Source organism: Bdellovibrionota bacterium (assembly GCA_035292885.1).
In the GTDB taxonomy this organism is placed as follows: Bacteria; Bdellovibrionota_G; JALEGL01; order JALEGL01; family DATDPG01; genus DATDPG01.
This window is the reverse complement of record DATDPG010000082.1, coordinates 1-22,699: the sequence shown is the minus strand read 5'-3', so window position 1 is coordinate 22,699 and position 22,699 is coordinate 1. Positions and strand designations below refer to the sequence as shown.

Below are 22,699 nucleotides of genomic sequence, written 5' to 3'. Positions count from 1 at the left end.
TAGCGATGTAATACGTGTCTTCGGAAAGTCCGATCACGGTTCGAAGGATCCGAAGGCCTTCGGGCCCCCGGTACCGCCCGCGCAATTCAATCGCACGGAGATTTCCAAGACGCGTGGGGGCGCGCGAAAGAAGCTCATAGTCGTTCATCAAAAACGTGAGATGTTGCACGGCCTGGTCGGCCAACGTATCGAGCGATTTGTTGTCTTTCCATAACTCAACGACGATGTTCGCGTTCGCTCGGTAAAGCGGATCCTCATCCGACGCCAAGAAGGCCACCGCCGATCCCAAAAGGCCGTCCCGCTTAATCGTCCAGCCGCGCGGTACGCGAACGGTGAAGCGATAGGTGGGATGCTCAAACGTTTTCCAAAGCCATGAAATTTGAGGCGAGTCGCAGGACAAAAGTGCGGCCAGCCCCAGAAGGGACAACAGCGCCTTCGCACGCCGAACGGTCATTCGTCGAGGACTTTAGGATTCAAGAGTTTCAATTCGATTCGACGATTGAGTGCTTTGCCGGTGGGGGAGTCGTTCGCTGCAATCGGCCTCTTTTCGCCGTATCCGCGAGTGGTGAGGCGATTCGATTGGACCCCCTGAGCCATCAAAGCGTGCCGAACGCTTTCGGCCCGATCCTTAGAGAGCTTCATATTGTATCCGTCCGGTCCGTCGCTATCCGTATGGCCGTCGATCTGAATTTTCAATTTCGGATATTTTTTGAGGACGTTGGCCACTTTCTCCAGAACGCTGTACGAAGCGGTCTCGATCTCGGCCTGGTTGAATTTGAAATATACACCTTCGAGGACGCCGAGAAATTCATCGATGTCTCGATCGGGACAGCCGTCGTCATCCTTAATTCCATTGACCGTTTCGGGAACTTCCGGACATTTATCCAGGTCGTCCTTGATCCCGTCGCCGTCTTTGTCCCCGAAAATCACTTCGTAGCTGGGGATCGTATCGGGGCAGCCGTCGCCGTCCTTGTAACCATTTTTTGTTTCCGGCTTATCCGGACATTCGTCCTCCGAATCGGCGATTTGGTCCTTGTCCCGATCCGCCATTACCGTGACGACGGCAGGAGTTTCATCCGGACAGCCGTCTTCATCTTGAAATTGATTGATGCTTTCGGGCGCATCCGGACATCGGTCGTTCGGGTCGGCTATCCCGTCGCGATCCCGGTCCCCCGGCTTCGGTTTTCCGACGGAAGCGTAATAGGTGAGATTGATGGACGGGAGGAAGGCGTGATTTGTAAAGCTGCCAAAAGAGGTGATCACGCGGAAGTCGGGCCGAATGGCGAGGTTCTTGAACACAAAGTACTTCAAACCCACGCCGTAATCGATCGCGAAATCGCCCTCCCCGTTGACGTTGGATGGCGCGAAGTAAATTCCTCCCAAACCGAACGTTGCATAAGGGACCCATTGATCCAGGACCGGGTATTGGCCGACGGCATTGAAAAGGTAGTAGTAAACATTCTGGTCGGCCGTGAGCGTCTTCGTCGGCGTATATCCCAGAGAAGCTTCGAATTCCGCGTACTCATGAAACGCCCAGCCGAAACGAAAACCGACGTTGTTCGTTTCCGTGTAATGATCGGCGCTGGTGGCCAAATGCTGATTCTTTCCGTCGAAGTACCAGCCGTAAAAAGGCGTGAACGTCACGGCATTTCGCTTCGGGCCGTAACGATCCCCGGCCCGGCCAAAGAGCGTGTGATCGGCTTGGTCGGCCGACAGAGGCGGCGAAAAAAGGAAAATCAGCAGGACTAGCGCGGGGAGTCTCTTCATACGACCAACAAATCCTTCTCTTGACTTCATGCGGCACTTTAGATTCCCTGTGTCTGCTTCGTCCAGGAAAAAAAAGATGCTGTTGAGAGAACAACTCGAACAATTGGAGAAAGAGAGGCTGGCGCCGGTCGCGAGCCTGGCCATATCAAGCCGTGGACGTCGGTATAAAGAGGAAAAGCCCCGTTTTCGCACCGATTTTCAACGGGACCGGGACCGTATCATTCATTCCGCGGCGTTCCGAAGGATGGAGTACAAGACCCAGGTTTTCGTGAACCACGAGGGGGACCATTATCGCACGCGACTGACGCACAGTTTGGAGGTGGCGCAGATCGCCCGTACGGTCGCGAGAAACCTCGAACTTAACGAAGACCTCACGGAAGCCCTGGTTTTGTCCCACGACATCGGACACACACCGTTCGGCCACTCGGGTGAGCGGGCCATGACGGCCCTCATGAAGGAGTATGGGGGTTTCGAGCACAATCAGCAGAGTTTGCGCGTCGTCGATTACCTGGAGCGGAGGTATCCCACGTTTAAAGGGTTGAATCTGACGTTTGAAGTTCGTGAGGGAATCGTGAAACATTCGTCCCATTGGACGCCGGACAAAGTCCCTTCCGACCTGGAGCCGGCTTTACAACCGGGGCTGGAAGCGCAGCTGATCGATTATGTCGACGAGATCGCGTACAACAATCACGACGTGGACGACGGATTGTCTTCGCAAATGATCGAACCGGAAGCGTTGGAGCAGGCGATGCTTTGGAAAAGTGCGTTCGAGAAAACGAAGGCGAAGCATCCGAAACTCACGCTTTTCCACCTCAAACATATGACGATCTCGGCCATGATCACGATTTTGGTCGAGGATCTCATCACGCAAACCGATCAAAACATTCGGAAGGCGGGGTTGGAATCGCTGGCGGATGTGCATCGGGCGGACAAATCACTGGCCGGTTTTTCAAAGGAAATTTCAAAACAGAATCAGCAGCTCAAGAAATTTTTGTGGGATCATCTTTACACGCACTATCGAGTCGTTCGGATGGAGGAGAAAGCTCGGCGGATGCTGACCGACCTTTTTCATGCGTATCGATCCCGTCCGGAACAACTGCCTCGGGAATTCGTCGACCGGATGCAGGAAGAACCGGTGGAACGGATCATCTGCGACTACATCGCCGGCATGACCGATCGCTTCGCGCTCGACGAGCATCAAAAGCTTTTCGACCCGCACACCCGGGTTTAGCGCGGGCGATGAAGCGCAGCTCGCACGTACATCACAAGGACGATCCGAAGTCGGTCGCCTGTTTCGTCTTAACCGTATCCGATACGCGGGACCCGCGGACGGATGAGAGCGGCCGGACGATCATCGAAACTCTGGAAGGGGCGGGCCATAAAGTCGCGGGCTACGCCATTGTGAAAGACGAGCCGAAGCAGATCATTTCCACCATTCGAAAGGCGGTTGAAAATCTCCCGGTCGCCGTAGTCATCGTCAACGGCGGGACAGGAATCGCCCCGCGGGATTCTACGATCGAGGCTTTGAAAGAGATTTTAACGAAGGAGATCCCCGGATTCGGAGAACTTTTCCGTTATCTGAGCTACAAAGAGATCGGCGCCGCGGCTATGCTGAGTCGGGCCGTAGGCGGCGTTTTTCGCGGTTCCGTCGTCTTTTCGATTCCGGGTTCTCCCGCCGCGGTTCGTTTGGCCTTAAATCAACTGATTCTTCCCCAGCTGAATCATATTGTGGGGGAGGTTCTTAAGAATCGAAACGAATGAACGAACCCGAGCAAACATTCGCAACCAGAAAGAGGGAATGAAAAAGATCGTCGAATGTGTCCCGAATTTCAGCGAAGGAGGGGATTCGTCGGTTTTAAACGCGATTTCCGCTGAAATTTCCATGGTTCCGGACGTCGTCCTTCTGGACGTGGATCCCGGTAAGGCGACGAATCGCGCGGTATTCACGTTCGTTGGTCCGCCAAATTCCGTCGCCGAAGCGGCTTTCCGAGCCATTCAGCGGGCCGCAGATCTCATCGATATGCGAAAACATCGGGGCGAGCATCCCCGTATGGGCGCCACGGACGTCTGTCCCTTTGTGCCGGTGTCCAACGTGACGATGGAGGAATGTGTCGAGATCGCGCGGAAGGTAGGGGAGCGCGTTGGTCGGGAACTCAAAATTCCCGTCTATTTGTACGAGAAAGCCGCTTCGAAACCGAACCGAAGGTCACTCGCAAACATCCGCGAGGGAGAATACGAAGGGCTCGAGAAGAAACTGGCCGACCCGGAATGGAGCCCCGATTTCGGACCGGCCGAATTTAAAGCCCGGAGCGGAGCGACAGCCGTGGGCGCTCGGGAGTTTTTAATTGCCTACAACGTGAATCTCAATACACGGGACAAAAAGCTCGCACATGAAATTGCTCTTCGAATTCGCGAAACCGGCCGAACGCAAAAGACGAACGGAGAAAAAATTCACGTTCCGGGACTTCTGCCGGGCGTACGAGCCGTCGGTTGGACGATCGCGGAATACGGCTGTGCGCAGGTCTCGATCAATCTCCTCGATTATCACGTTACGCCGCCGCATATCGCTTTCGAAACATGCCGCGAAGAGGCTAAAAAACTGGGTTTGCGCGTCACCGGAAGTGAACTGGTCGGCCTCATACCCAAGGAAGCACTTTTAATGGCCGGTCGATATTATTTGGACAAGCAGGGGAAGTCGCCAGGCTTGCCTGAAAGCGAACTCGCGCACATTGCGATTCGATCGCTCGGTCTCTCCGAATTGTCCCCCTTCGACGTCCGCCAAAAAGTGATTGAGTACAAAATTTCCGCCGGAAAGGAGTCGCTCATGGAACTGACCACTCGCGCGTTTATCGACGAGGTTTCTTCCGATTCGCCCGCCCCTGGAGGCGGCAGCGTGGCCGCTTTATGCGGGGCCCTCAGCGCCGCTCTCGGGGCGATGGTCGCCAATCTCACCGTCGGCAAGAAGGGGCTCGAATCGAACTGGAATGCGATGAAATCTTCGGCTGTTATGGGGCAGGAACTGAAGGAATGGTTTATGGATGCTGTAGATGAAGATGCCGCGGCGTTCAATCGAGTGATGGAGGCGTTTCGAAAGCCGGGAAAATCTCCGGAAGAGAAGAAAATCAAGGAACAACAGGTCGGACAGGCGACGAAAGAGGCGACGGAGGTGCCGCTTCGCGTGCTTGAACATTCTTTGCGGGTTCTCGGCGTCGTGGCCGAAGTGGCGCAAAAAGGAAACCCGAACTCGCTCTCGGACGCGGGAGTCGCGGCGTTATGCGCGCGCACGTGCGCGGAAGGGGCCTATCTGAATGTCCTGATCAATCTCTCGAGCCTGAAAGACGCGGCGTGGGTGGATACCACTCGGCGAAAAGCGACGAGCCTTCGTTCGGAAGTGGTCGAAAAATCCACAAGGATCGTATCGGATATTGAGCGACGGATTCTTTAAAAGAAGCGAAATTCGATCGGTTAGATCAAACGTTCTGTTTTGGTCAGGAGTTCCATCGCGCGATCGGCGTTTTCGCGCGTGAAGTCGAGATGAGGGCGGATTCGAAGGCTCTTGGGTCCGCACCCCAAGATCATGAGTTGATTTTCAAATAGCCGGTTTCGCAAAAGATCTCGAGTCGCCGTATCGGGAAGATCGAACGCCATCAGCAATCCCCGGCCGCGTACATTGGAAATTCGAGGCCGCTCTTGGGCCCAATCGTTAAGCCGGGCGAGAAAATATTCGCCTACATTCGCGACATTTTCGACCAAACGATCCTCCTCGATGATCTGGAGATAGCGTTCGGAACGAATCATGTCGACGAGGTTCCCGCCCCACGTCGAATTGATTCGGCTGTGCATATGAAAAACGTTGTCTTTCACCTCATCCACCCGCGTGGTTGAAAGACATCCGCCGACCTGCACCTTCTTGCCGAACGCAATCAGATCCGGGACTACGCCGAAATGTTCAAACGCCCACATCTTTCCCGTGAGGCCGATGCCGGTCTGAACCTCGTCGAAGATTAGGAGAAAATCGTGTTCGTCGGCGAGGCGGCGCAATTCCTTCAAAAATTCGGGTCGGAAATGATTGTCCCCGCCTTCGGATTGGATCGGCTCGATGATAAGCGCGGCGATGTCATCCGGATGATCGTGAACGGCCTTTTCAATCTCCGCAACGGAACGTTTTTCCGCGGCGATGGTTTCGTCCAAGACCTGGTTCGTGACCGGGAAGCGAAGTTTCGGATTCGTCACACGGGGCCAGGAAAACTTGGCGAAATACTGGTGCTTGTTCGGGTCGAACGTATTCGTCATCGAAACGGTGTAACCGGACCGGCCATGGAAAGCCTCGCGGAAATGAATAATTTGGTGGCCTTTTTCACCCCGGCCCTTCGCCAGGTTCTTGCGCACTTTCCAGTCAAAGGCGACCTTCAAAGTGTTTTCGACGCCGAGCGCACCCCCTTCGACAAAGAAATAATGTTCGAAATATCCCCGTCCCGCGACTCGGGCGAAAGTTTCGACGAAGGAGACGTACTCGGGGGTGTAAACGTCCGAGAGCGTCGGCCGGTGGACGGCGAATCGCCCCAGCTTCTGTTTGAATTCGTCCGTGGCCAGTTTCGGATGATTGAAACCGAGTGGCTGAGTGACGAAAAACGAAAAGAGATCCAGGAACTCCTGGTTCGATTTCGTGTCGTAAAGATACGCGCCGTGGCTGCGTTCCACATCGGGGTATAGCGGAAACCCCTCGGCCAAGACGTATTTTCCAAGTTTGGCGTGAAGATCCAAAGCCTTCGGACTATATCTGGGGGCCGATGGTGGGTCAACGTGGTTGGAAATCACAAGTATTCCGATTCTGACGTAGCTTGATAACAAAGGACGCCGATGCGCCTGGATGGCAAGGCGCGACGACGAAGGCGTACTTGCAAAGCTGTACGTCGAGGAGGAGCAACGCAGCCAGCCGGGATGCAGCGGCGGCCGACTATCAAGATATGTCGGATTCGGGACACTAAGACCATTGACAAACGGACCATACCACGGTGAGAGAGAAACGAAATGTCCGCAGTTCCCGCCCAAGTGACGAAGAAGCATGCGGAGCTCAGCCGCACCATTTCGGAACACGACGTCCGATATTACGTGGAGGACGCTCCGTCGATTTCGGATTCGGAATACGACCGGCTTTACCGGGACCTGCTCGACCTCGAAAGAACGTACCCATCGCTTCAGACTCCCGATTCCCCCACGCAGCGGGTAGGCGGCCCCCCCTTGGCGGAATTTCAAAAAGTCGTCCGAAAAGAAAAAATGATGTCGCTCGACAATACGTACGACGAAGCGGAGCTTCGGGCCTTTCATCAGAGAGTGGTCGAGGGTCTGGGACTCGAAAAAATCGAGTATTCCATCGAACCGAAAATCGACGGCCTCGGAATCGAGTGCACCTATCAAAGAGGTTTGTTGACCCGCGGAGCGACGCGAGGGGACGGCCTGACCGGAGAGGATGTCACCAGCAATCTCAAAACGATTCGAGCCATTCCGTTGCGGCTCAAAACAAGGGAAGAGATGGATTCCCCCGTCAATATTCGGGGGGAGGTTTACATCGAACGGGAAGAGTTGGAACGAATCAATGAAGAGCGGGTAAGGGAGGGGCTTCCGGAATTCAAGAACTGCCGAAACGCCGCGGCCGGTTCGGTTCGGCTTCTGGATCCGTCATTGACGGCCAAGCGGCCTTTGCGGGCTCTATTTTACCAACTCGTGGAGGGAGCTTCGTTTGACGAGGGACATAGCGCCTCGATGGAGCGACTCAAAAAATGGGGAATCCCGATTAATCGGGGACTGAAAGTAGTGAAGGGAGTCGAAGGAATTTTGGAAGCTTGTGAATACTGGCGGGAACGTCGGCACAAACTTCCGTTCGATGTGGACGGTCTCGTCATTAAAGTCGATCGGTATAAAGACCAGCGCTCTTTGGGCAAAACAGCGAAATTTCCGCGCTGGGCGATTGCCTACAAGTACGAAGCGGAGCGGGCGACTACTAAAATAAGCGAAATCCGCGTTCAAGTGGGTCGAACTGGGGTGCTTACACCCGTGGCGGTATTCGACTCTGTCGATTTAGGGGGTACCTCCAACGTTCACGCCAGCCTTCACAATTTTGAGGAAATCCAACGCAAAGATATCCGGATCGGCGATACGGTTCATATCGTAAAGGCCGGAGAAATTATTCCTCAAGTGGTCGAGGTGCTCACCGACGCGCGCACGGGAAAGGAGCGTAAATTTCCGGAGCCGGAGAAATGTCCGGCTTGCGGCGGACCTGTCGGTAAGCTTACGGACGATGACGTAGCCCTCCGTTGTCTGAACGGATTTTCCTGTCCCGCGCAGCTGAAGGAATCGATCCGTTATTTCACGACCCGCCGGGCGTTCAACATCGACGGTGTCGGCCCCGCGCTCGTGGATCAGCTGGTGGACGCGGGATTGGTGAAAGACGTGGCCGACCTTTTCCGTTTGAAAAAGGATCAGATCGCAGCGTTGGAACGGATGGCGGACAAATCGGCCCGAAATGTGATCGAAGCGATCGAAACGGCCAAGAAAAACGCCACGCTTGTGAGACTTCTGACCGCCCTGGGAATTCCGCAGGTCGGGGAGGTTGCGGCGGAGGTTCTAGCCGATTACGCCCAGTCTTTGGACCGCCTCTTAACGAAACCGAAAGAGGCCCTTTGTTCGGAATTGGACGAGATCCACGGCATCGGTCTGAAAATGGCCGAAGCGATCGCAGAGTTTTTCGCCCAATCAAGAAATCGACAGGTGATCGAAAAGCTTCGGTCCCTCGGCGTCGACCCGAAAAAGAAGAAAGAAAAAAGCTCCGGCAAGCTCGCGGGTCGGACGTTTTGCATTACAGGCACGCTCTCAAAATCTCGGGACGAAGTGAAAGCGGACATTGTTCGGGCGGGGGGGAAATGGACACCGAGCGTAACGAAGGAGACCCACTACCTTGTGGCTGGCGAGAACGTCGGTGCCAACAAGCTCGAATCGGCCAGAAAGAAGAACGTGCAGGTGATTAATGAGAAGGAACTTTATGGGATGATAAGTTGAAACGTGGGGAAGGAGACAGGGAATGGGCAAAACGAACTTCTGTGCTTTAATCCTCCTTTGTTGTTTGCCGGCATGCGGCCTTCTGGACTCGATTCGATCGCCCGCCGAAGTTCAACCTCGGCTGACGTTGGTCGCGGGGGACGGCCAATCCGCGGAGATCGGAACGTCCCTGCAAGAGAACTTGAGGGTACAGGCGGTGGATCAAGAGGATAACCCGTTGTCGGCCGCGCGCATTCAATTTTCAATCCTTCAGGGGCAGGGGTCGTTCTCGGATTCGACGGAACTAGAAACGAACGAAACCGGTTTTGCGGAGATCGAATTCACCCTCGGATCCGAAATCGGCACGGTCATGGTTCGGGCCGAACTCATCCCCAATCTCTTGGATGACCCGACGCGAAGGGTGGATTTTGCTATTACCGCGCTGCCCGCCACCGGTCCGCGCTTATTCCTTGTGGGGGGCGATCAGCAGGTGGGAACGATCGATGGGGATCTTCCGGATCCTCTGGTGGTTCTTGCGAAAGATGAGAGTGGAGATCCGGTCGCCGGCGCCACGGTGGAATTCAGCGTAGTCTCCGGTCAGGCTACGGTGGGAAGCCCCGTCACGACGGACAGTAACGGTTATGCGAGTTCCAACGCCACGCTAGGTGCTTTGGAGGGAACGATCGAGATCGAGGCGAGGTGGTTCGTGGCGGGGGAGATCCCCACGTATCGGTTTCACGAAAGAGCTCAGTCCGTAGTCGCTCGCGTGATCTCCGGCGTGGAAGATGGGAACGGCGCGCCGTTATGTACCTATACGAACAACCTGTATGCCGATCTTCTGGTGGTTCAGGTCCTGGGAGAGGCGAATCAGAAATTGCAGCTCGCTACGGTTCGTGTCGATGTCGCCAATGGCTATGTCGTGGTTGGCTCGGACAACAAGCCGTTTGCGGAGGCTTCCACCGATTCGAACGGCACGGCCACGTTCGTTCTGCGAGCAGGATCGGTTTCAGAATTCGCTTATGAGGGACTGGTACTGGTGAGCATCAGTTTGCCTCAGTTCAAGGGAATCTCCGCAGAGGTTCATTCGCTGGTCGTCACGCAGCAGCAGTTCGTCAGCTATCCCGTAGATACGTACGTCGATCCGGAGAGCTATGAGTTTTCGATGGCGTTCCAGTCTCTTTTCGAGTGCGGAAAGCCGAACGCCGCTCAACAAATCTTGGTGACGCGGCAGAGCCAGGCGCGGTGCATTCCGGACAATGACGAGTCGAAGCAGGGGCCGTGGGAAGAGACCTACGATCTTCTGACAGATGCGGACGGTAAAGTTACGCTTGTACGGACCTTTGCGATGGTGGACGGCGGGGGAGGCCCCGTGTCCCAGTTCTTTGCTGTCGGAGGTTCCGGCGGGAGCCAGCCGCACGATCGGTTTACGCTCGAGCGCACGGCGTGCAAAGGGTTATAAAGGCGTGCCTCCCTCAGCATTTTCCCGTTTGGGAAGTCGCGCGATACAACAATTCGAGAAACTCATCCGCAGGGAGAAATCCCGTCAGCGTTAAATCCCGATAGACATCCCCGTTCGGATTCAAAAAGAGAACCGTGGGCAGGCCGAAGACGCCGTATTTCATCAGCGTTTTTTGAACGTCTCCATTCATTTTTGTGGCGTCGATTTTGATCGGAACGAAACCGTCACGAATCATTTTTTGAACACGGGTGTCGGCGTACGTCGCACGGTCCAATTCGTGGCACGCTTCACACCAATCGGCGAAGAAATCGATGATGAGCGGTTTGCAGTTTTCCACCGCCTTTTTTAACCCGTCCGATTCGCTGGATAGCCAGGCGATCCGGGCAGCTCCAGAACGTCCGGGTCCATCGTTCCGCAGTGCGCCCTTTGGAATCAAGAGAACTCCCGCAAGGAGCGCCAGTGCGATCCGGCCCAACGAGTGGGGAGTAACGGAAGAGGATCCGGAACTCGGCAAGATTTTCGGCAGAAATAGAGCGGAAATAACGAGACCCAGCGCCACGGCGATCTGCCACGCATATGGCGGGAAGAGGGGGCGGAGATACCAATAGCCGGCGAAGATCAAAGCGATGCCGCAGAGATTCTTAATCCAGACCGTCCAGAGGCCGCTTCTTGGAACCTGTTTCGCCAGATGCGAGAACGTACCGAGAAGTAAGAACGGAAGCCCCAGACCTAGACTGAAGGAAAATAAGAGGAAAAATCCCCGCATCGGATGGGAGCCGAGTGCGACAAAGGCGAGGATTCCGGCCACCACCGGTCCGGCACACGGCGCTGCTAGAAGCCCGGTTGCACCTCCCAGGACGAAAGAGCCGAAGAACCCAGTCCCGCCCTGTGTTGCAAGCCATTGCGTGCAGCGGTGCGGAAGACGGAATTCAAAGAGCCCGAGCAGGCTCAATCCCATGACGAAAAAGAGGAGGGCGATCGACCCGACGACCCAGACATTTTGGTTGAGTGATCCAAGAAGAATGCCGGCCGAAGCGGCGCTAAACCCGAGTACCGAATAGATGAGCGCAAGGCCCAAGACAAAGAAAAGAGAGAGCGCGAAGCTTTTGCTCGTCGAAGCGGCTTTTTGGGCGCCCATGATTCCCACGGTGATCGGTATGAGGGGATAGACGCATGGCGTCAAAGAGGTAAGAATTCCTCCCAAAAGGGAGATTCCAACGGCCAAAGGGAAGCCATATTCCAGAATCTGAGAGGCCGTAAGCTGAAGACTATGCATAAATGACTACGCCTACATATAAGGACGGAGGCGCTTGCGGGTCAAGTGGACGAGCTAAGGCATCGAATTATCAGCTAAAAAGGGCTTGCCTTTCCAATCCTTTGGATTTATTATGTATTTCGTAACTCCCCACTCGATCGGAGGCTGAAATGTCTTTTACGAAGGCGAGCATTATCGACGTGATCTGCGAGAAGATTGGTCTCCCCAAGAAAGATTCCACCGATATCGTTGAATTGTTGTTCGAGACGATGAAAGGGACGCTGGAACGGGGAGAAAACCTTAAGATCTCAGGATTTGGATCGTTCACCGTACGCAATAAGAAGGCTCGCCTCGGGCGGAATCCTCAGACGGGCGATGCGATGGAGATCACGGCCCGCCGGGTCGTGACGTTTAAGCCGAGCCAGGTTCTCCGGGACGCGCTTAACACGGAGTAACTGGAACCGGTCCCATAAATAGCTTCTGCTCCGCCCGGCTGCAAAGGCTGCCAGCTGCGTTCTCGGGACCAAATGTCCTCAACGTACTGCAGAGAGTACGCTTCCGGGCATTTGGTCCCTGCGGCCTTGCTGACAGCCTTTTCGCTCGGGCTCGCGACGAACCTATTTATGGGACAGGGTCTATTCGCTTGTTCCTTCGATAAATTTTCGAATCGCGGCTAAAGTCGAATCCGGTGGTTCCAAGAAACGGAGTCCCATTCCCGGCGAGGGGCCGTCTTTTCCCGCGTACTCCTGCACCCAAACGATCTCCGCTTTTGACGTGATTTTTTCCTTTGCTTTCGGAAGCGTAAACGCGACGTGCACTTGCGTACCGACCGGTTTCGGATTCGTCGTCTGAATGAAAAGGCCGGTCACACTGAGATTGGCGGCGTAGCCGAAAAAGACTTCACCTTCCCGTTCCGCTTCGACGCGGAGAACCCGCATCGGAATACGAAGCTCGCGGCGCCGTTCCGGTTCTTTTGTCTCCGTCGGTGTGGGAATTCTGGGTTTGCCTGTTTCGGAGGAAGGGGGTCGGTCCATCTCGTTTTCCGTCTCCAATTGATTCTAACGAACAGTACCTTCCTCGGCTAGAAAGTTATAGAAATTCCTGGGGTTTTAGGTATAACGCCCACGGTTTTCGACGGGGAGAAATGCTCTTCGATTTCGCAAATGCTCTCGTCTTCGCGATGTTCGGGATCGGGTTCGTCCTGGTGAGCTTATTTCTTGCGAGACTCCTGGCTCCACGAAGGCCCACGTATGAAAAATCGATCCCTTACGAGTGCGGCGAGTTGCCGGTTGGAACACCTTGGATTCGGTTCAATCCCAGGTATTACGTCTTTGCCCTCATTTTCATCATTTTCGATGTTGAAATCGCTTTTATGTACCCGTGCGCCGTCCTCTTTCGGGAGTGGGTGGGTCAAGGCCTCGGGAAGGTCGCCTATTACGAGATCGCCGCGTTCGTGGGCTTCTTGATTGCCGGACTGGCGTACGCTTGGAGAAGAGGCGATCTTGAGTGGATTCGTTCGGTGGCGCGAAGAGAAGAAAGCGAATCGGCGCCGTCCGAAATGCGCGCAGCCAGCTAGATTCTCGGAACACTATGAAAGCCGATGAAATTGCGAGGCTTCTAAAGGACCGCTTCGGTCCCGTCGTTTTGGAGACGGTGACCGAGACGATTCAGCCTTGGGTACGAGTGGAACCGGCCAAAATCGTCGAAGTGGCGGGATTTTGCCGTGATTCCGAACAACTGGAGTTCGATTTTTTGCGTTCGATCGCCGGCGTGGATTACAAGGAAGAGCTGGAACTCGTTTATCTGCTCTTTTCCTATACGCACCGGCACGAATTCAAACTCAAGGTGCGTGTGCCTCGGGAGAATCCCGAGGTCCCGAGCGTGGAAGGAATCTGGCCGGCGGCCAATTGGCACGAGAGGGAGCAGTATGATTTGCTCGGTTTTCAATTTTCCGGTCACTCCGATTTGCGAAGAATCATGCTTCCGGACGACTGGGAGGGGCATCCCCTTCGAAAAGATTATAAAGAACGGGATTCGTATCGAGGCGTCTCCACGACACGGGAATATCTGACCGGGATGCCGCAGCTTCCGACGTTGCCTCCCATTCCGAGCGGGGTAAAGAAGTGATCGCTCCGCTCACAGATCCCATACTGAAAGAAGAAGAGATGGAAGTGAATATGGGACCGCAGCACCCGTCCACGCACGGCGTGCTGCGCTTCCGGACGTTCACGGACGGTGAACTCATTCGAAAAGCGATTCCGGAAGTCGGCTACCTCCATCGGTCGATCGAAAAGATCGGGGAGATGGTCGATTATCCCGGATTCATGCCGTATACCGATCGAGTCGACTATGTCGCGGCGATGACGGCGAATCACGGTTACGCGCGAGCCGTGGAGATGCTTCTTCATTTGGAAGTTCCTCCCCGCGCGCATTATCTCCGCGTCATTGCCGATGAGATGTGCCGGATCGTCAGCCATCTGATCGCCGCCGGGACTTTCCCGATGGATATCGGCGCCGTGACGCCTTTCGTTCATGCTCTCCGCGAGCGGGAGAAACTCAACGATCTGATCGAATCGCTCTGCGGGGCGAGACTCACGTACAATTACGTTCGTATCGGCGGCGTGGCTTTCGATATGCCTCCCGATCTGCCCGAACGACTCACTAAGTATTTGGATCAGTTCGAAAAGCTGATGGACGAATTTGACAACCTGATTTCGAACAACAAGATTTTTATCGGCCGGTTGGCGAATCTGGCGGTGATTTCCAAAGAACAAGCGATCGCGTACGGCCTGGTGGGGCCGAATTTGCGGGCGTCTGGTGTGAAATGGGATCTTCGGAAAGATCTGCCGTACGCCGTTTATCCGGAGCTTCAGTTCGACGTGATCGTGGGAAAGGGAGAGCGGGGCACCGTCGGAGATTGTTACGATCGATTCATCGTTCGAATTCGGGAAATGAGGGAATCGGCGAAAATTTTGCGTCAATGCGTCCAGAAGATTCCCGAGGGGCCGATCGTCGGTAAGGTGCCGCGGATCATTAAGCCGCCCAAAAATGAAGCCTACGGTGCCGTCGAAGCGGCTCGCGGAGAGCTCGGGTACTTTATCGTCTCCGACGGTACAAAGAACGCCTACCGCGTCAAAATTCGAACGGGAAGCTTCGCGGCCATGTCGATCATCGAATCGATGTCGAACGGTCTGATGATCGCCGATCTTGTCGCGCTCGTCGCCAGCCTTGACGTCGTGGCGCCCGAGATAGATCGATGAGCAATCTGCAATTAGCTACGCAAGCATTGCTGGAGCGTATTGGACAATGGGCGGCGGCTCACAATGCGGATTATCCGCGGCTGGCAAAGGGACTTGCCGCACTTCATGGTGGGTTGACGTCGGTTCCGATTGAGTTGCTCTATTTCGGGATGATGTTGCTGGCGGCGACGGCGATCATCGGTCTGTTCGTGACGCCTTTGGCCGGCTTTTCGACCTATGTGGAACGGCGGGTCGCCGCAAGGATGCAGGCGCGGATCGGCTGCAATCGTGTGGGACCGGAAGGCCTCCTCCAGTTTATGGCCGATGGAATTAAGCTTCTCACGAAAGAGGACAACATGCCGAGCGGAGCCGACCCGATTCTTTTCCGCCTCGCGCCCTACTTGGTAGTTTTGGGTGCGTTCATGAGTTTTGTCTGCATTCCTTTTGGAAAACGGCTCTACGCCGCCGATTTTAATATCGGCCTCTTTTACCTAATCGCTGTTTCTTCCATCGTCGTCGTGGGGATCCTTTTGGCCGGTTGGTCCTCCAACAATAAGTGGTCCCTGTTGGGAGCGATGCGGTCGGCGGCTCAGATTGTCAGCTATGAAATTCCTTTGGCGCTGGCGTTGATGGTGCCGGTTCTTCTTTGCGGCAGCCTCAGTCTTCAAGATTTGAATCACGCTCAGGCGGGAGGCATGCGGAACTGGTTTATCGCGGCGGCTTTTCCCGCGCCTTTGATTGCGTTCTTTGTTTATTTTATTTCCGCCCTGGCGGAAACGAATCGGACGCCGTTCGACCTTCCGGAAGCCGAATCGGAACTCGTTTCGGGATACAACACCGAATACAGCGGCATGCGTTGGGGAATGTTCTATGTGGCCGAATACGCCAACATGATTCTCGTCAGCGCCATTACGGTCACGGCGTTCTTGGGGGGATGGCAGCCCTCACGAAGCAATATTTTTTTCGCCACGCTGGCCCTCTTTTTTGCCTTTGTACTGGGTCTGAAAAGTCTCGATTATTTGGGGCGGGTCATCGGCGGCGTTCTGCAAGGGAAGTCGATCTTTAATCTTTTGAGCGGATTTCGACCGAAGAAATTCAAGAAAAGTACTTTTTTGGGCGTCGCCGTGGTCAGTCTGGTCGGAGCGGTCGGTCTGAGCCTCTTCCAAGACGTCTGGGTCGTGCAGCTTTTGATGTTTGTGGCGAAGGTCTACTTTTTCGTCTTCGTGATTATTTGGATCCGTTGGACGCTTCCGCGCATTCGAATTGACCAACTGATGGCGCTCTGCTGGAAGAAGTTGGTTCCGATCGCTTTTGGATGCGTCTTGTGGACGGCCACCTGGATGCTGATTCGGGGATAGAGGATGACAGCATTTTCAAAATGGTTCGTGGATATTTATGAAGGAGTGACTTCCACGGCGATCGGGATGTGGGTCACGCTGATTCACCTCTTTCGTGAGCCGATCACGGTCGAATACCCCGAAGTGAACGTCGAATCTCAACTTCCGGAGAGATACCGGGGCATTCTTCAGGTCGACATGGACATTTGCATCAGTTGCAAATTGTGTGAAACGGCCTGTCCGATCGCTTGCATCGTGATTGAGGACGTCAAGGGCGAGAAAATGTCCGTCATGTCGAAGATCACCGGTAAACCGACGCCCAAACAACGATTCCCTCTCCGTTTCGATATCGACATCGCCAAGTGCATGTTTTGCGGTCTCTGCACGGAGCCCTGCCCGACGGGGGCCATTCATCACACGAGGCGCTTCGAAGCGGCTACGACGCGGGTCTCGGATCTCACCTATTCGTATGTCCGGCCCGTGGATCTCGCGATGGCGCACGAGGCCGAGGCAAAATTGAAAGCGAAAGCGAGTGCGGAGGCGGCGACATGAGCGCGATTGCTCATCAACTCGTGTTTTTGGCATTCGCCGGAATGACGACGATCTCGGCTCTCCTCGTCGTGGCTTTGAAGAATCTGCTTCATGCCGCCGTGGCACTGTTTTTCTGTCTGACCGGCGTGGCGGGGCTCTATGTGCTTTTGGGGGCCGACTTTATCGGATTGACTCAGCTCCTCGTATACGCCGGCGGCGTTGTCATCCTGATTATTTTCGGCGTCTTTTTGACGGCGCGAATTTACGACGTGAGTTTCGAGTTTCGCGGACGGGGCGCAAATATCGGGATCGGCATAGCCATTGCGCTCGCTCTCATGGCCGTGATCTTCCAGGCGACGTCATCCGTAGAATGGGCGACTCAAGAGGCCGCTTTCTCGCCGACGACGAAGGAACTCGGCCGCCTGTTCTTGACGAAATATCTTCTCCCGTTTGAATTGATTTCGCTGCTGTTGCTGTTCGTGATGGTGGGCGCGGTGATGCTGGTCCGGAAAGAGCTGAAGGAGCCGTGATGCCGACGCTGGAAGCCTATCTCGTGCTGGGAGTCTTTCTGTTCGGAGCGGGAATCGCCTGCATTTTGGTCCGAAGAAACGTGATTCAGATTTTAATGGGCGTGGAGCTGGTGTTAAACGCGTCGGCGCTCAACTTCGTCGCCTTTTCCCACTTCTTGCCTGCAAAAAACCCGTCGCTGGCTTTGTCCGGCCAGGTGGCCGCGGTGTTCGTGATTGTTTTGGCGGCGGCGGAAGCCGTAGTGGCACTGGCGCTGATTCTTTCGGTTTTTTATCTCTACCGCACCGTTCATGCGGACGAAATGAAGGACCTCCGTGGATAAGGCGATGAGAGACGCTTCCTACATTTGGCTCATTCCCTTCTTTCCGCTTCTGACTTCCGCGATCATTCGTTTCTTTGGAAAGAGACTGTTGCCGCGTCCGGCGGTCCACGTATTGGCTTGCGGCAGCGTCTTTGCGTCGTTCATTCTTGCCGTTGTCGGGTTTTTCCAGTTGCGAGGCATGCCGCATTCCGAAACCGAGCCTTTTCACCTGACGAATGACATTTTCACATGGATTCGTGTCGGGACGTTCGAGGTTCATACGCGATTTCTGTTGGACTCCCTTTCCTCGGTCATGGCCTTGGTGGTGACCGGCGTCGGATTTCTGATCCACGTCTATTCCACCGGTTACATGTCCCATGAAAAAGATTTCGAACGCTATTTCTCATATCTCAATCTTTTCATGGCGATGATGCTGATTCTCGTTTTAGGGGACAGCCTGCTCCTCATGTTTGTCGGATGGGAAGGGGTAGGGCTTTGCAGTTACCTGCTCATCGGCTTCTGGTTCGGGGTCAGCACCAACGCCGACGCCGGGAAGAAAGCGTTCATCGTCAATCGAATCGGCGACTTCGGTTTCATTCTCGGAATTCTCACCCTCTTTTGGACGCTCGGACTTTCGCGAGGAATTTGGAGCGTCGATTTTTCGACGTTAAAAGCCAACGTCGACGTCTTTCAAACCGCGTCGATCTTTGGTCTCTCCACGGTCACGTTTGCGACGTTGATGTTATTCGTCGGAGCGACCGGAAAATCCGCGCAGATTCCCCTTTTCGTTTGGTTGCCCGATGCCATGGCCGGTCCGACGCCGGTTTCGGCGTTGATCCACGCGGCCACAATGGTGACGGCCGGCGTATACATGATCGCGCGGCTGAGTTTTTTGTTTGATTTGGCCCCGTTTACGCTGGGCGTGGTGGCTTCGATTGGCGCCGGGACGGCTCTATTCGCGGCCACGATCGGACTCGTTCAAAACGACATTAAGAAGGTACTCGCCTATTCGACGGTCAGTCAGCTCGGTTACATGTTCCTCGCCTGCGGAGTGGGGGCTTACGCCGCCGGGATCTTTCATTTAATGACGCACGCTTTTTTCAAAGCGCTTCTCTTCTTGGGAGCGGGGAGCGTGATTCACGCCATGAGCGGCGAGCAGGATATGTCGAAAATGGGCGGTCTTAGATCTCACCTTCCTTGGACGTTTCGAACGTTTTTTGTGGCGACGCTGGCGATCGCCGGTATCCCTCCATTCGCCGGTTTTTTCTCCAAGGACGAAATTCTCTGGCAGGCGTTTTCAAGACCTCACGGGCACTGGATTTTTTGGCTGATGGGTCTGGCGGCGGCGGGGATGACCGCCTTCTATATGTTCCGGCTGCTATTTCTGACCTTCTACGGAGAGTGCAGGGCTTCGGAGGAGGTCAAACATCATATTCACGAATCTCCCGCCAATATGATTATTCCGCTGGTGATCTTGGGCGGCTTCTCGATTGTGGGTGGCTGGCTCTGGTGGCCTGGTTTTATGCCTCTGAGCGAGGCGTTCCCGCGCTGGCTCGAATCCTCGGTCGTGGTTCGCTCTCATGAGGGAAGCCGTCACGGACTTGAGATGACCTTGGCTTTGACTTCCGTCCTGCTAGCGCTCGGGGGGATCTTCTTCGCCCGGTACGTTTATCGGGTTCGCCCAGGAACTGCCGATCAGATCGCTCAAAGGTTCCGGACGGTATATCGAACGCTCTGGAACAAATACTGGGTGGATGAGATTTATCAAGCAACCGTCGTGCGAGCGACGCTCGCTCTCTGCAAATTCTCCGCAAAGTTCGATCTGCGGGTGATCGACGGCGCGGTAAACGGATGCGGGTGGCTGTTGCGAATGTTCGTATTTATCTTCGGCCTGTTCGACAAGCTGGTGGTCGACGGCCTGGTCAATTTAACGGCCAATGTCATCGGTGCGCTGGGGCGAAGGGTGAGGAGTCTGCAGACGGGGCAGATTCAGACGTACCTCGGCGCTCTGGCCGGAGTTTTGGTCCTATTGAGCATGGTTTGGATGTCCTTTTTGAGCTGAGAAGGAGAGAACTTCGATGTCCCATTTATTAACGCTGATGACCTTCGTTCCCCTGATCGGAGCCTTGGCGCTGCTCTTGCTGCCGAGCGCTGCCAAATCGGCGATTCGCTGGTTATCGGTGGTCGCTACGTTCATCCCTGTGCTTCTCTCGGGCGTTTTGTTCCTAAATTTTAATCGGGCCGAAGCCGGCATGCAGTTCGTGGAAAAGCTCTCCTGGATCGAAACGTACAACATCCATTATTACATGGGAGTCGACGGAATCAGCGTGACGATGATTCTGTTGACGGCCCTGCTCAGCTTTCTTTGCATTTTCGCCTCATGGAACATCGAGAAATCGCCCAAGGGATATTTCTTCCTCTTCCTTCTTCTTGAAACGGGGATGATCGGAACGTTCTGCGCGCTCGACCTCTTTCTCTTTTATATCTTTTGGGAACTGATGCTGCTCCCCATGTACTTCCTCATCGGCATCTGGGGCGGGCCGAGAAAGGAATATGCGGCGATCAAGTTCTTCCTTTACACGTTGGTCGGCTCGGTGTTCATGCTCCTCGGTTTTCTTGCGGTCTATTTTTACGGCGGCGAACCGCATACGTTTGACATGCTGGAGTTGGCTCAGCGCCATTCGGCTTTCTCGGTCGCGAATCTCTCCATTCTCGGCCTTCCATTCGCGAAAGTGGTTTTTGTGGCACTGTTCTTCGGCTTCGCCATTAAAGTCCCGATGTTCCCTTTTCATACCTGGTTGCCCGACGCTCACGTGGAAGCCCCGACGGCCATCAGCGTTATTCTGGCCGGAATTTTGCTGAAAATGGGGACCTACGGCGTGTTTCGAATCTGCTACCCGATTTTGCCCGAGGCGAGCGTCTGGTTCGCGCCATTTTTGGCCGTGATGGGTGCGATCAACATCATTTACGGAGCATTCTGCGCCATGCACCAAACGGATATCAAGAAGTTGGTGGCGTATTCGTCCGTCAGCCATATGGGTTATTGCCTTCTCGGCATGGCCGCGCTGACCAAAATCGGCATGAACGGCGCACTTCTCCAAATGTTCAACCACGGCACGGCCACGGCCATGCTCTTCTTGTTGGTCGGCGTGATATACGACCGGGCACACACCCGAGGCGTGAACGATTTCGGCGGTCTGGCCCACAACATGCCGGTCTTCACGACCATTGCGTCGATCGCCTTCTTCGCTTCGATGGGACTTCCGGGACTCTCGAGCTTCATTAGCGAGGCGCTGGTCTTGATCGGATCGTTCAACGCCGATGCTCTCTTTTCCGAGCGATTCGGTTATCAAATGTTGATGTTTACCGGGGACAACTTGTTCAAGATTTGCACGGTGATCGGCGCCCTGGGAGTGATCATTACCGCATCGTATCTTCTCTGGACGGTCCAAAGAGTCTTTTTGGGTCCGCTGAACGAGAAGTGGAAGGACTTGAAGGACTTGAACGTTCGGGAATTGTTCACGCTCGTTCCTCTGGCCGCGTTGGTGGTTTTTCTCGGAATCTATCCAATGCCGATTCTCAACATGATCGGAAGCAGTTTGGAACAACTATCTGGGTTGATGGCGAGTCCTTGGTGACCCTTGACGAATTGGATCGCAGATAATCGCGCGAGCCTTTCGTTCTTCGCGCCCGAGATCGCTATGATGCTTTTCTCGGTCTTGACTCTTCTCATAGGGGCGTCCGTGAAAGGCTCCCGGAAGGCGGCATCGGCCGTGGGCGCTTTGGCGGCGATCACGTATGTCGTACTTTCGGCAAGATTGCTGACCCAAACCACGCCGAAAACGCTGTTTTCGGAAGCTATCTCGGTGGACCCCTTCGCGATCTTTTTTAAGATCTTTTTTGGTGTCGTTACATTCGTGACCGTCCTATTTGTCGCCCGATCGAAAGAATATGCTGGGAAGAGTTTGGCGGAAGTCGTCGCCTTTCTTTTGGCCCTCACGGTCGGGATGTCGATGATGGCGGCGTCGACCGATCTAATCATGATGTTTCTCTCGCTGGAGACCGTTTCCATTCTTTCTTACATCTTGGTTGGTCTCAAAAAGCACAGCCGAATGTCGGCCGAAGCCGGTCTGAAGTACGTTCTTTACGGAGCGGTGGCTTCCGGAACGATGTTGTTCGGTTTTTCGTATCTCTTCGGCCTGGTAGGGAGCACCAATCTGATGGATATCGCGGCTTACTTCCACAATCTGTCCGGAATTTCGTCCGCGCCGATCGTGCTTTTCATCTTATTGTCCGTGATGATGGGTTTCGGCTTCAAAATCGCGACATTTCCGACCCAGATGTGGTGTCCGGATGTGTACGAAGGGGCGCCTCTTCCCGTCACGGCGTTCCTGTCCGTCGGCCCGAAAGCCGCCGGATTTGCCCTTGCCATCCGCTTCTTCTATACCGCCTTCGGTTTGGCCGGAGGCCAAGGAACCGAAATGTTTGGCTTTGTTCATTGGGGCCTGTTGGTGGCCATTCTGTCGGCGCTGACGATGACCATCGGAAATCTAGCCGCAATTCCGCAGAGAAACTTGAAACGTCTGATGGCCTATTCCTCGATCGCCCACGCCGGTTATTTGCTGATGGGCTTTTCGGCGCTGACGCACGAGGGAGTCCAGGCCGTTCTTTTTTATCTCGTGACGTATCTTTTGATGAACTTGGGAGCCTTCCTGATCATTTCCGCCGTGGCCGATCGGATCGGAACCGAGGAAATCGATGGTTATCGCGGCTTGGGATGGAGATCGCCGGTCCTGGCCGCCATCTTGTCGGTCTTTCTCTTTTCGTTGACCGGGCTTCCGCCGTTCGCCGGTTTCGTGGGCAAGTTCTTCCTGTTCTCCGCGGTGATTCAGCAGCGCCTCTATTGGCTTGCCGTCGTCGGCGTCATCAATAGCGCCATTTCGCTTTACTATTACGCGCGGATTGTGAAGGCGATGTACCTCGATTCTCCGCTGGATCCGACGCCTGTGAGATTGAGTACCGCATACGGCTCGTTGGCCTGGGTACTGGCGATTTCGACGCTCGTCCTGGGAATTTACTGGGAGCCGGTTGTAGCATTCGCCGGGCGCTCCGCGGGCGCCCTGTTTTAGGTAATTCTGTACAAGATCCTTACGCTCCGGAAAAGACATCGGTCGCCTTGCTCCGGGGCTCCGAATCCTCGTCCACGCCTCGGTCGCTCCGGCGAGGGTCCCTCGTCTTCCGCGGCGC

21 protein-coding genes are annotated in these 22,699 nt (G+C 54.9%); 16 read left to right on the top strand and 5 right to left on the bottom strand.

Annotated elements, in window-relative coordinates; translation table 11 throughout:
• Together VI895_06565 and VI895_06560 are read right to left on the bottom strand one after the other, a co-directional pair.
• On the bottom strand, nucleotides 1–454 hold a 454-nt coding region (locus VI895_06565; GenBank protein ID HLG19463.1), incomplete at its 3' end, for a hypothetical protein.
• Complete coding sequence (locus VI895_06560; GenBank protein HLG19462.1) at nucleotides 451–1,767, bottom strand: OmpA family protein; 1,317 nt, start codon at nucleotides 1,765–1,767, stop codon at nucleotides 451–453. The genes VI895_06565 and VI895_06560, both read right to left, overlap by 4 nt.
• 76 nt (nucleotides 1,768–1,843) lie before the next feature.
• Between VI895_06560 and VI895_06555 the strand changes: the two genes are divergently transcribed.
• The 3 genes from VI895_06555 to ftcD are packed head-to-tail and all read left to right on the top strand — an operon-like array spanning nucleotide 1,844 to nucleotide 5,212.
• The gene (locus VI895_06555; GenBank protein HLG19461.1) at nucleotides 1,844–2,998 is read left to right on the top strand and encodes a deoxyguanosinetriphosphate triphosphohydrolase; all 1,155 of its coding nucleotides are present in this window, start codon (nucleotides 1,844–1,846) and stop codon (nucleotides 2,996–2,998) included.
• 8 nt (nucleotides 2,999–3,006) lie between these two features.
• Nucleotides 3,007–3,528, top strand: coding sequence for a MogA/MoaB family molybdenum cofactor biosynthesis protein (locus VI895_06550; protein ID HLG19460.1), 522 nt, complete (start codon nucleotides 3,007–3,009; stop codon nucleotides 3,526–3,528).
• 37 nt (nucleotides 3,529–3,565) lie between these two features.
• Nucleotides 3,566–5,212: a glutamate formimidoyltransferase gene (ftcD, locus tag VI895_06545; protein ID HLG19459.1), complete on the top strand. Its 1,647-nt coding sequence runs from the start codon at nucleotides 3,566–3,568 to the stop codon at nucleotides 5,210–5,212.
• A 20-nt stretch (nucleotides 5,213–5,232) separates the two neighbouring features.
• Here ftcD and lat read toward each other — a convergent pair whose 3' ends face one another.
• Nucleotides 5,233–6,531 (bottom strand): L-lysine 6-transaminase, encoded by a 1,299-nt coding sequence (gene lat, locus VI895_06540; protein HLG19458.1) that lies wholly within the window; start codon nucleotides 6,529–6,531, stop codon nucleotides 5,233–5,235.
• Nucleotides 6,532–6,798: 267 nt separating this feature from the next.
• On the opposite strand from lat, the gene ligA reads away from it, so the two are divergent.
• Nucleotides 6,799–8,823, top strand: a complete 2,025-nt coding sequence (gene ligA / locus VI895_06535) for an NAD-dependent DNA ligase LigA (protein ID HLG19457.1) — start codon at nucleotides 6,799–6,801, stop codon at nucleotides 8,821–8,823.
• A gap of 22 nt (nucleotides 8,824–8,845) precedes the next feature.
• A complete protein-coding gene (locus VI895_06530; protein ID HLG19456.1) occupies nucleotides 8,846–10,261 on the top strand; it encodes an Ig-like domain-containing protein in 1,416 nt (471 codons plus the stop codon).
• Between the two features lie 13 nt (nucleotides 10,262–10,274).
• Here VI895_06530 and VI895_06525 read toward each other — a convergent pair whose 3' ends face one another.
• Nucleotides 10,275–11,537: a cytochrome c biogenesis protein CcdA gene (locus VI895_06525; protein HLG19455.1), complete on the bottom strand. Its 1,263-nt coding sequence runs from the start codon at nucleotides 11,535–11,537 to the stop codon at nucleotides 10,275–10,277.
• A 149-nt stretch (nucleotides 11,538–11,686) separates the two neighbouring features.
• Here VI895_06525 and VI895_06520 point away from each other — a divergent pair, with 149 nt between their 5' ends.
• Nucleotides 11,687–11,971, top strand: a complete 285-nt coding sequence (locus VI895_06520) for an integration host factor subunit alpha (GenBank protein HLG19454.1) — start codon at nucleotides 11,687–11,689, stop codon at nucleotides 11,969–11,971.
• Between the two features lie 180 nt (nucleotides 11,972–12,151).
• On the opposite strand, the gene VI895_06515 is transcribed toward VI895_06520, so the two are convergent.
• A complete protein-coding gene (locus VI895_06515; protein HLG19453.1) occupies nucleotides 12,152–12,550 on the bottom strand; it encodes a TIGR02266 family protein in 399 nt (132 codons plus the stop codon).
• A 110-nt stretch (nucleotides 12,551–12,660) separates the two neighbouring features.
• Here VI895_06515 and VI895_06510 point away from each other — a divergent pair, with 110 nt between their 5' ends.
• The 10 genes from VI895_06510 to VI895_06465 are packed head-to-tail and all read left to right on the top strand — an operon-like array spanning nucleotide 12,661 to nucleotide 22,581.
• Nucleotides 12,661–13,092 carry an NADH-quinone oxidoreductase subunit A gene (locus VI895_06510; GenBank protein ID HLG19452.1) on the top strand — a complete coding sequence of 144 codons (432 nt, stop codon included), beginning with the start codon at nucleotides 12,661–12,663 and terminating at the stop codon, nucleotides 13,090–13,092.
• 14 nt (nucleotides 13,093–13,106) lie between these two features.
• Complete coding sequence (locus tag VI895_06505) at nucleotides 13,107–13,643, top strand: NADH-quinone oxidoreductase subunit C (protein HLG19451.1); 537 nt, start codon at nucleotides 13,107–13,109, stop codon at nucleotides 13,641–13,643.
• A gap of 50 nt (nucleotides 13,644–13,693) precedes the next feature.
• Nucleotides 13,694–14,776, top strand: a complete 1,083-nt coding sequence (locus tag VI895_06500) for an NADH-quinone oxidoreductase subunit D (GenBank protein ID HLG19450.1) — start codon at nucleotides 13,694–13,696, stop codon at nucleotides 14,774–14,776.
• Nucleotides 14,773–16,113: a complex I subunit 1 family protein gene (locus tag VI895_06495; GenBank protein ID HLG19449.1), complete on the top strand. Its 1,341-nt coding sequence runs from the start codon at nucleotides 14,773–14,775 to the stop codon at nucleotides 16,111–16,113. The genes VI895_06500 and VI895_06495 overlap by 4 nt, the downstream gene beginning before the upstream one ends.
• 3 nt (nucleotides 16,114–16,116) lie before the next feature.
• Complete coding sequence (locus VI895_06490; protein HLG19448.1) at nucleotides 16,117–16,644, top strand: NADH-quinone oxidoreductase subunit I; 528 nt, start codon at nucleotides 16,117–16,119, stop codon at nucleotides 16,642–16,644.
• Nucleotides 16,641–17,153 carry an NADH-quinone oxidoreductase subunit J gene (locus tag VI895_06485; GenBank protein HLG19447.1) on the top strand — a complete coding sequence of 171 codons (513 nt, stop codon included), beginning with the start codon at nucleotides 16,641–16,643 and terminating at the stop codon, nucleotides 17,151–17,153. The genes VI895_06490 and VI895_06485 overlap by 4 nt, the downstream gene beginning before the upstream one ends.
• Nucleotides 17,153–17,473 (top strand): NADH-quinone oxidoreductase subunit NuoK, encoded by a 321-nt coding sequence (nuoK, locus tag VI895_06480; GenBank protein ID HLG19446.1) that lies wholly within the window; start codon nucleotides 17,153–17,155, stop codon nucleotides 17,471–17,473. Before VI895_06485 ends, nuoK begins: the two co-directional genes overlap by 1 nt.
• Nucleotides 17,474–17,477: 4 nt before the next feature.
• Nucleotides 17,478–19,514, top strand: a complete 2,037-nt coding sequence (gene nuoL, locus VI895_06475; GenBank protein ID HLG19445.1) for an NADH-quinone oxidoreductase subunit L — start codon at nucleotides 17,478–17,480, stop codon at nucleotides 19,512–19,514.
• A 16-nt stretch (nucleotides 19,515–19,530) separates the two neighbouring features.
• Nucleotides 19,531–21,090, top strand: coding sequence for an NADH-quinone oxidoreductase subunit M (locus VI895_06470; GenBank protein ID HLG19444.1), 1,560 nt, complete (start codon nucleotides 19,531–19,533; stop codon nucleotides 21,088–21,090).
• A gap of 3 nt (nucleotides 21,091–21,093) precedes the next feature.
• A complete protein-coding gene (locus VI895_06465; protein HLG19443.1) occupies nucleotides 21,094–22,581 on the top strand; it encodes an NADH-quinone oxidoreductase subunit N in 1,488 nt (495 codons plus the stop codon).
• Nucleotides 22,582–22,699: the final 118 nt, after the last annotated feature.

Excerpts from the sequence above, each read along its gene's own strand:
- ligA (HLG19457.1), top strand. The coding sequence starts at position 6,799 with ATGTCCGCAGTTCCCGCCCAAGTGACGAAGAAGCATGCGGAGCTCAGC.
- VI895_06550 (HLG19460.1), top strand. The coding sequence starts at position 3,007 with ATGAAGCGCAGCTCGCACGTACATCACAAGGACGATCCGAAGTCGGTC.
- VI895_06505 (HLG19451.1), top strand. The coding sequence starts at position 13,107 with ATGAAAGCCGATGAAATTGCGAGGCTTCTAAAGGACCGCTTCGGTCCC.
- VI895_06490 (HLG19448.1), top strand. The coding sequence starts at position 16,117 with ATGACAGCATTTTCAAAATGGTTCGTGGATATTTATGAAGGAGTGACT.
- VI895_06530 (HLG19456.1), top strand. The coding sequence starts at position 8,846 with ATGGGCAAAACGAACTTCTGTGCTTTAATCCTCCTTTGTTGTTTGCCG.
- VI895_06485 (HLG19447.1), top strand. The coding sequence starts at position 16,641 with ATGAGCGCGATTGCTCATCAACTCGTGTTTTTGGCATTCGCCGGAATG.
- VI895_06500 (HLG19450.1), top strand. The coding sequence starts at position 13,694 with ATGGGACCGCAGCACCCGTCCACGCACGGCGTGCTGCGCTTCCGGACG.
- VI895_06515 (HLG19453.1), bottom strand. The coding sequence starts at position 12,550 with ATGGACCGACCCCCTTCCTCCGAAACAGGCAAACCCAGAATTCCCACA.
- ftcD (HLG19459.1), top strand. The coding sequence starts at position 3,566 with ATGAAAAAGATCGTCGAATGTGTCCCGAATTTCAGCGAAGGAGGGGAT.
- VI895_06495 (HLG19449.1), top strand. The coding sequence starts at position 14,773 with ATGAGCAATCTGCAATTAGCTACGCAAGCATTGCTGGAGCGTATTGGA.
- nuoK (HLG19446.1), top strand. The coding sequence starts at position 17,153 with ATGCCGACGCTGGAAGCCTATCTCGTGCTGGGAGTCTTTCTGTTCGGA.
- nuoL (HLG19445.1), top strand. The coding sequence starts at position 17,478 with ATGAGAGACGCTTCCTACATTTGGCTCATTCCCTTCTTTCCGCTTCTG.
- VI895_06525 (HLG19455.1), bottom strand. The coding sequence starts at position 11,537 with ATGCATAGTCTTCAGCTTACGGCCTCTCAGATTCTGGAATATGGCTTC.
- VI895_06520 (HLG19454.1), top strand. The coding sequence starts at position 11,687 with ATGTCTTTTACGAAGGCGAGCATTATCGACGTGATCTGCGAGAAGATT.
- VI895_06470 (HLG19444.1), top strand. The coding sequence starts at position 19,531 with ATGTCCCATTTATTAACGCTGATGACCTTCGTTCCCCTGATCGGAGCC.
- VI895_06560 (HLG19462.1), bottom strand. The coding sequence starts at position 1,767 with ATGAAGAGACTCCCCGCGCTAGTCCTGCTGATTTTCCTTTTTTCGCCG.
- VI895_06555 (HLG19461.1), top strand. The coding sequence starts at position 1,844 with ATGCTGTTGAGAGAACAACTCGAACAATTGGAGAAAGAGAGGCTGGCG.
- VI895_06510 (HLG19452.1), top strand. The coding sequence starts at position 12,661 with ATGCTCTTCGATTTCGCAAATGCTCTCGTCTTCGCGATGTTCGGGATC.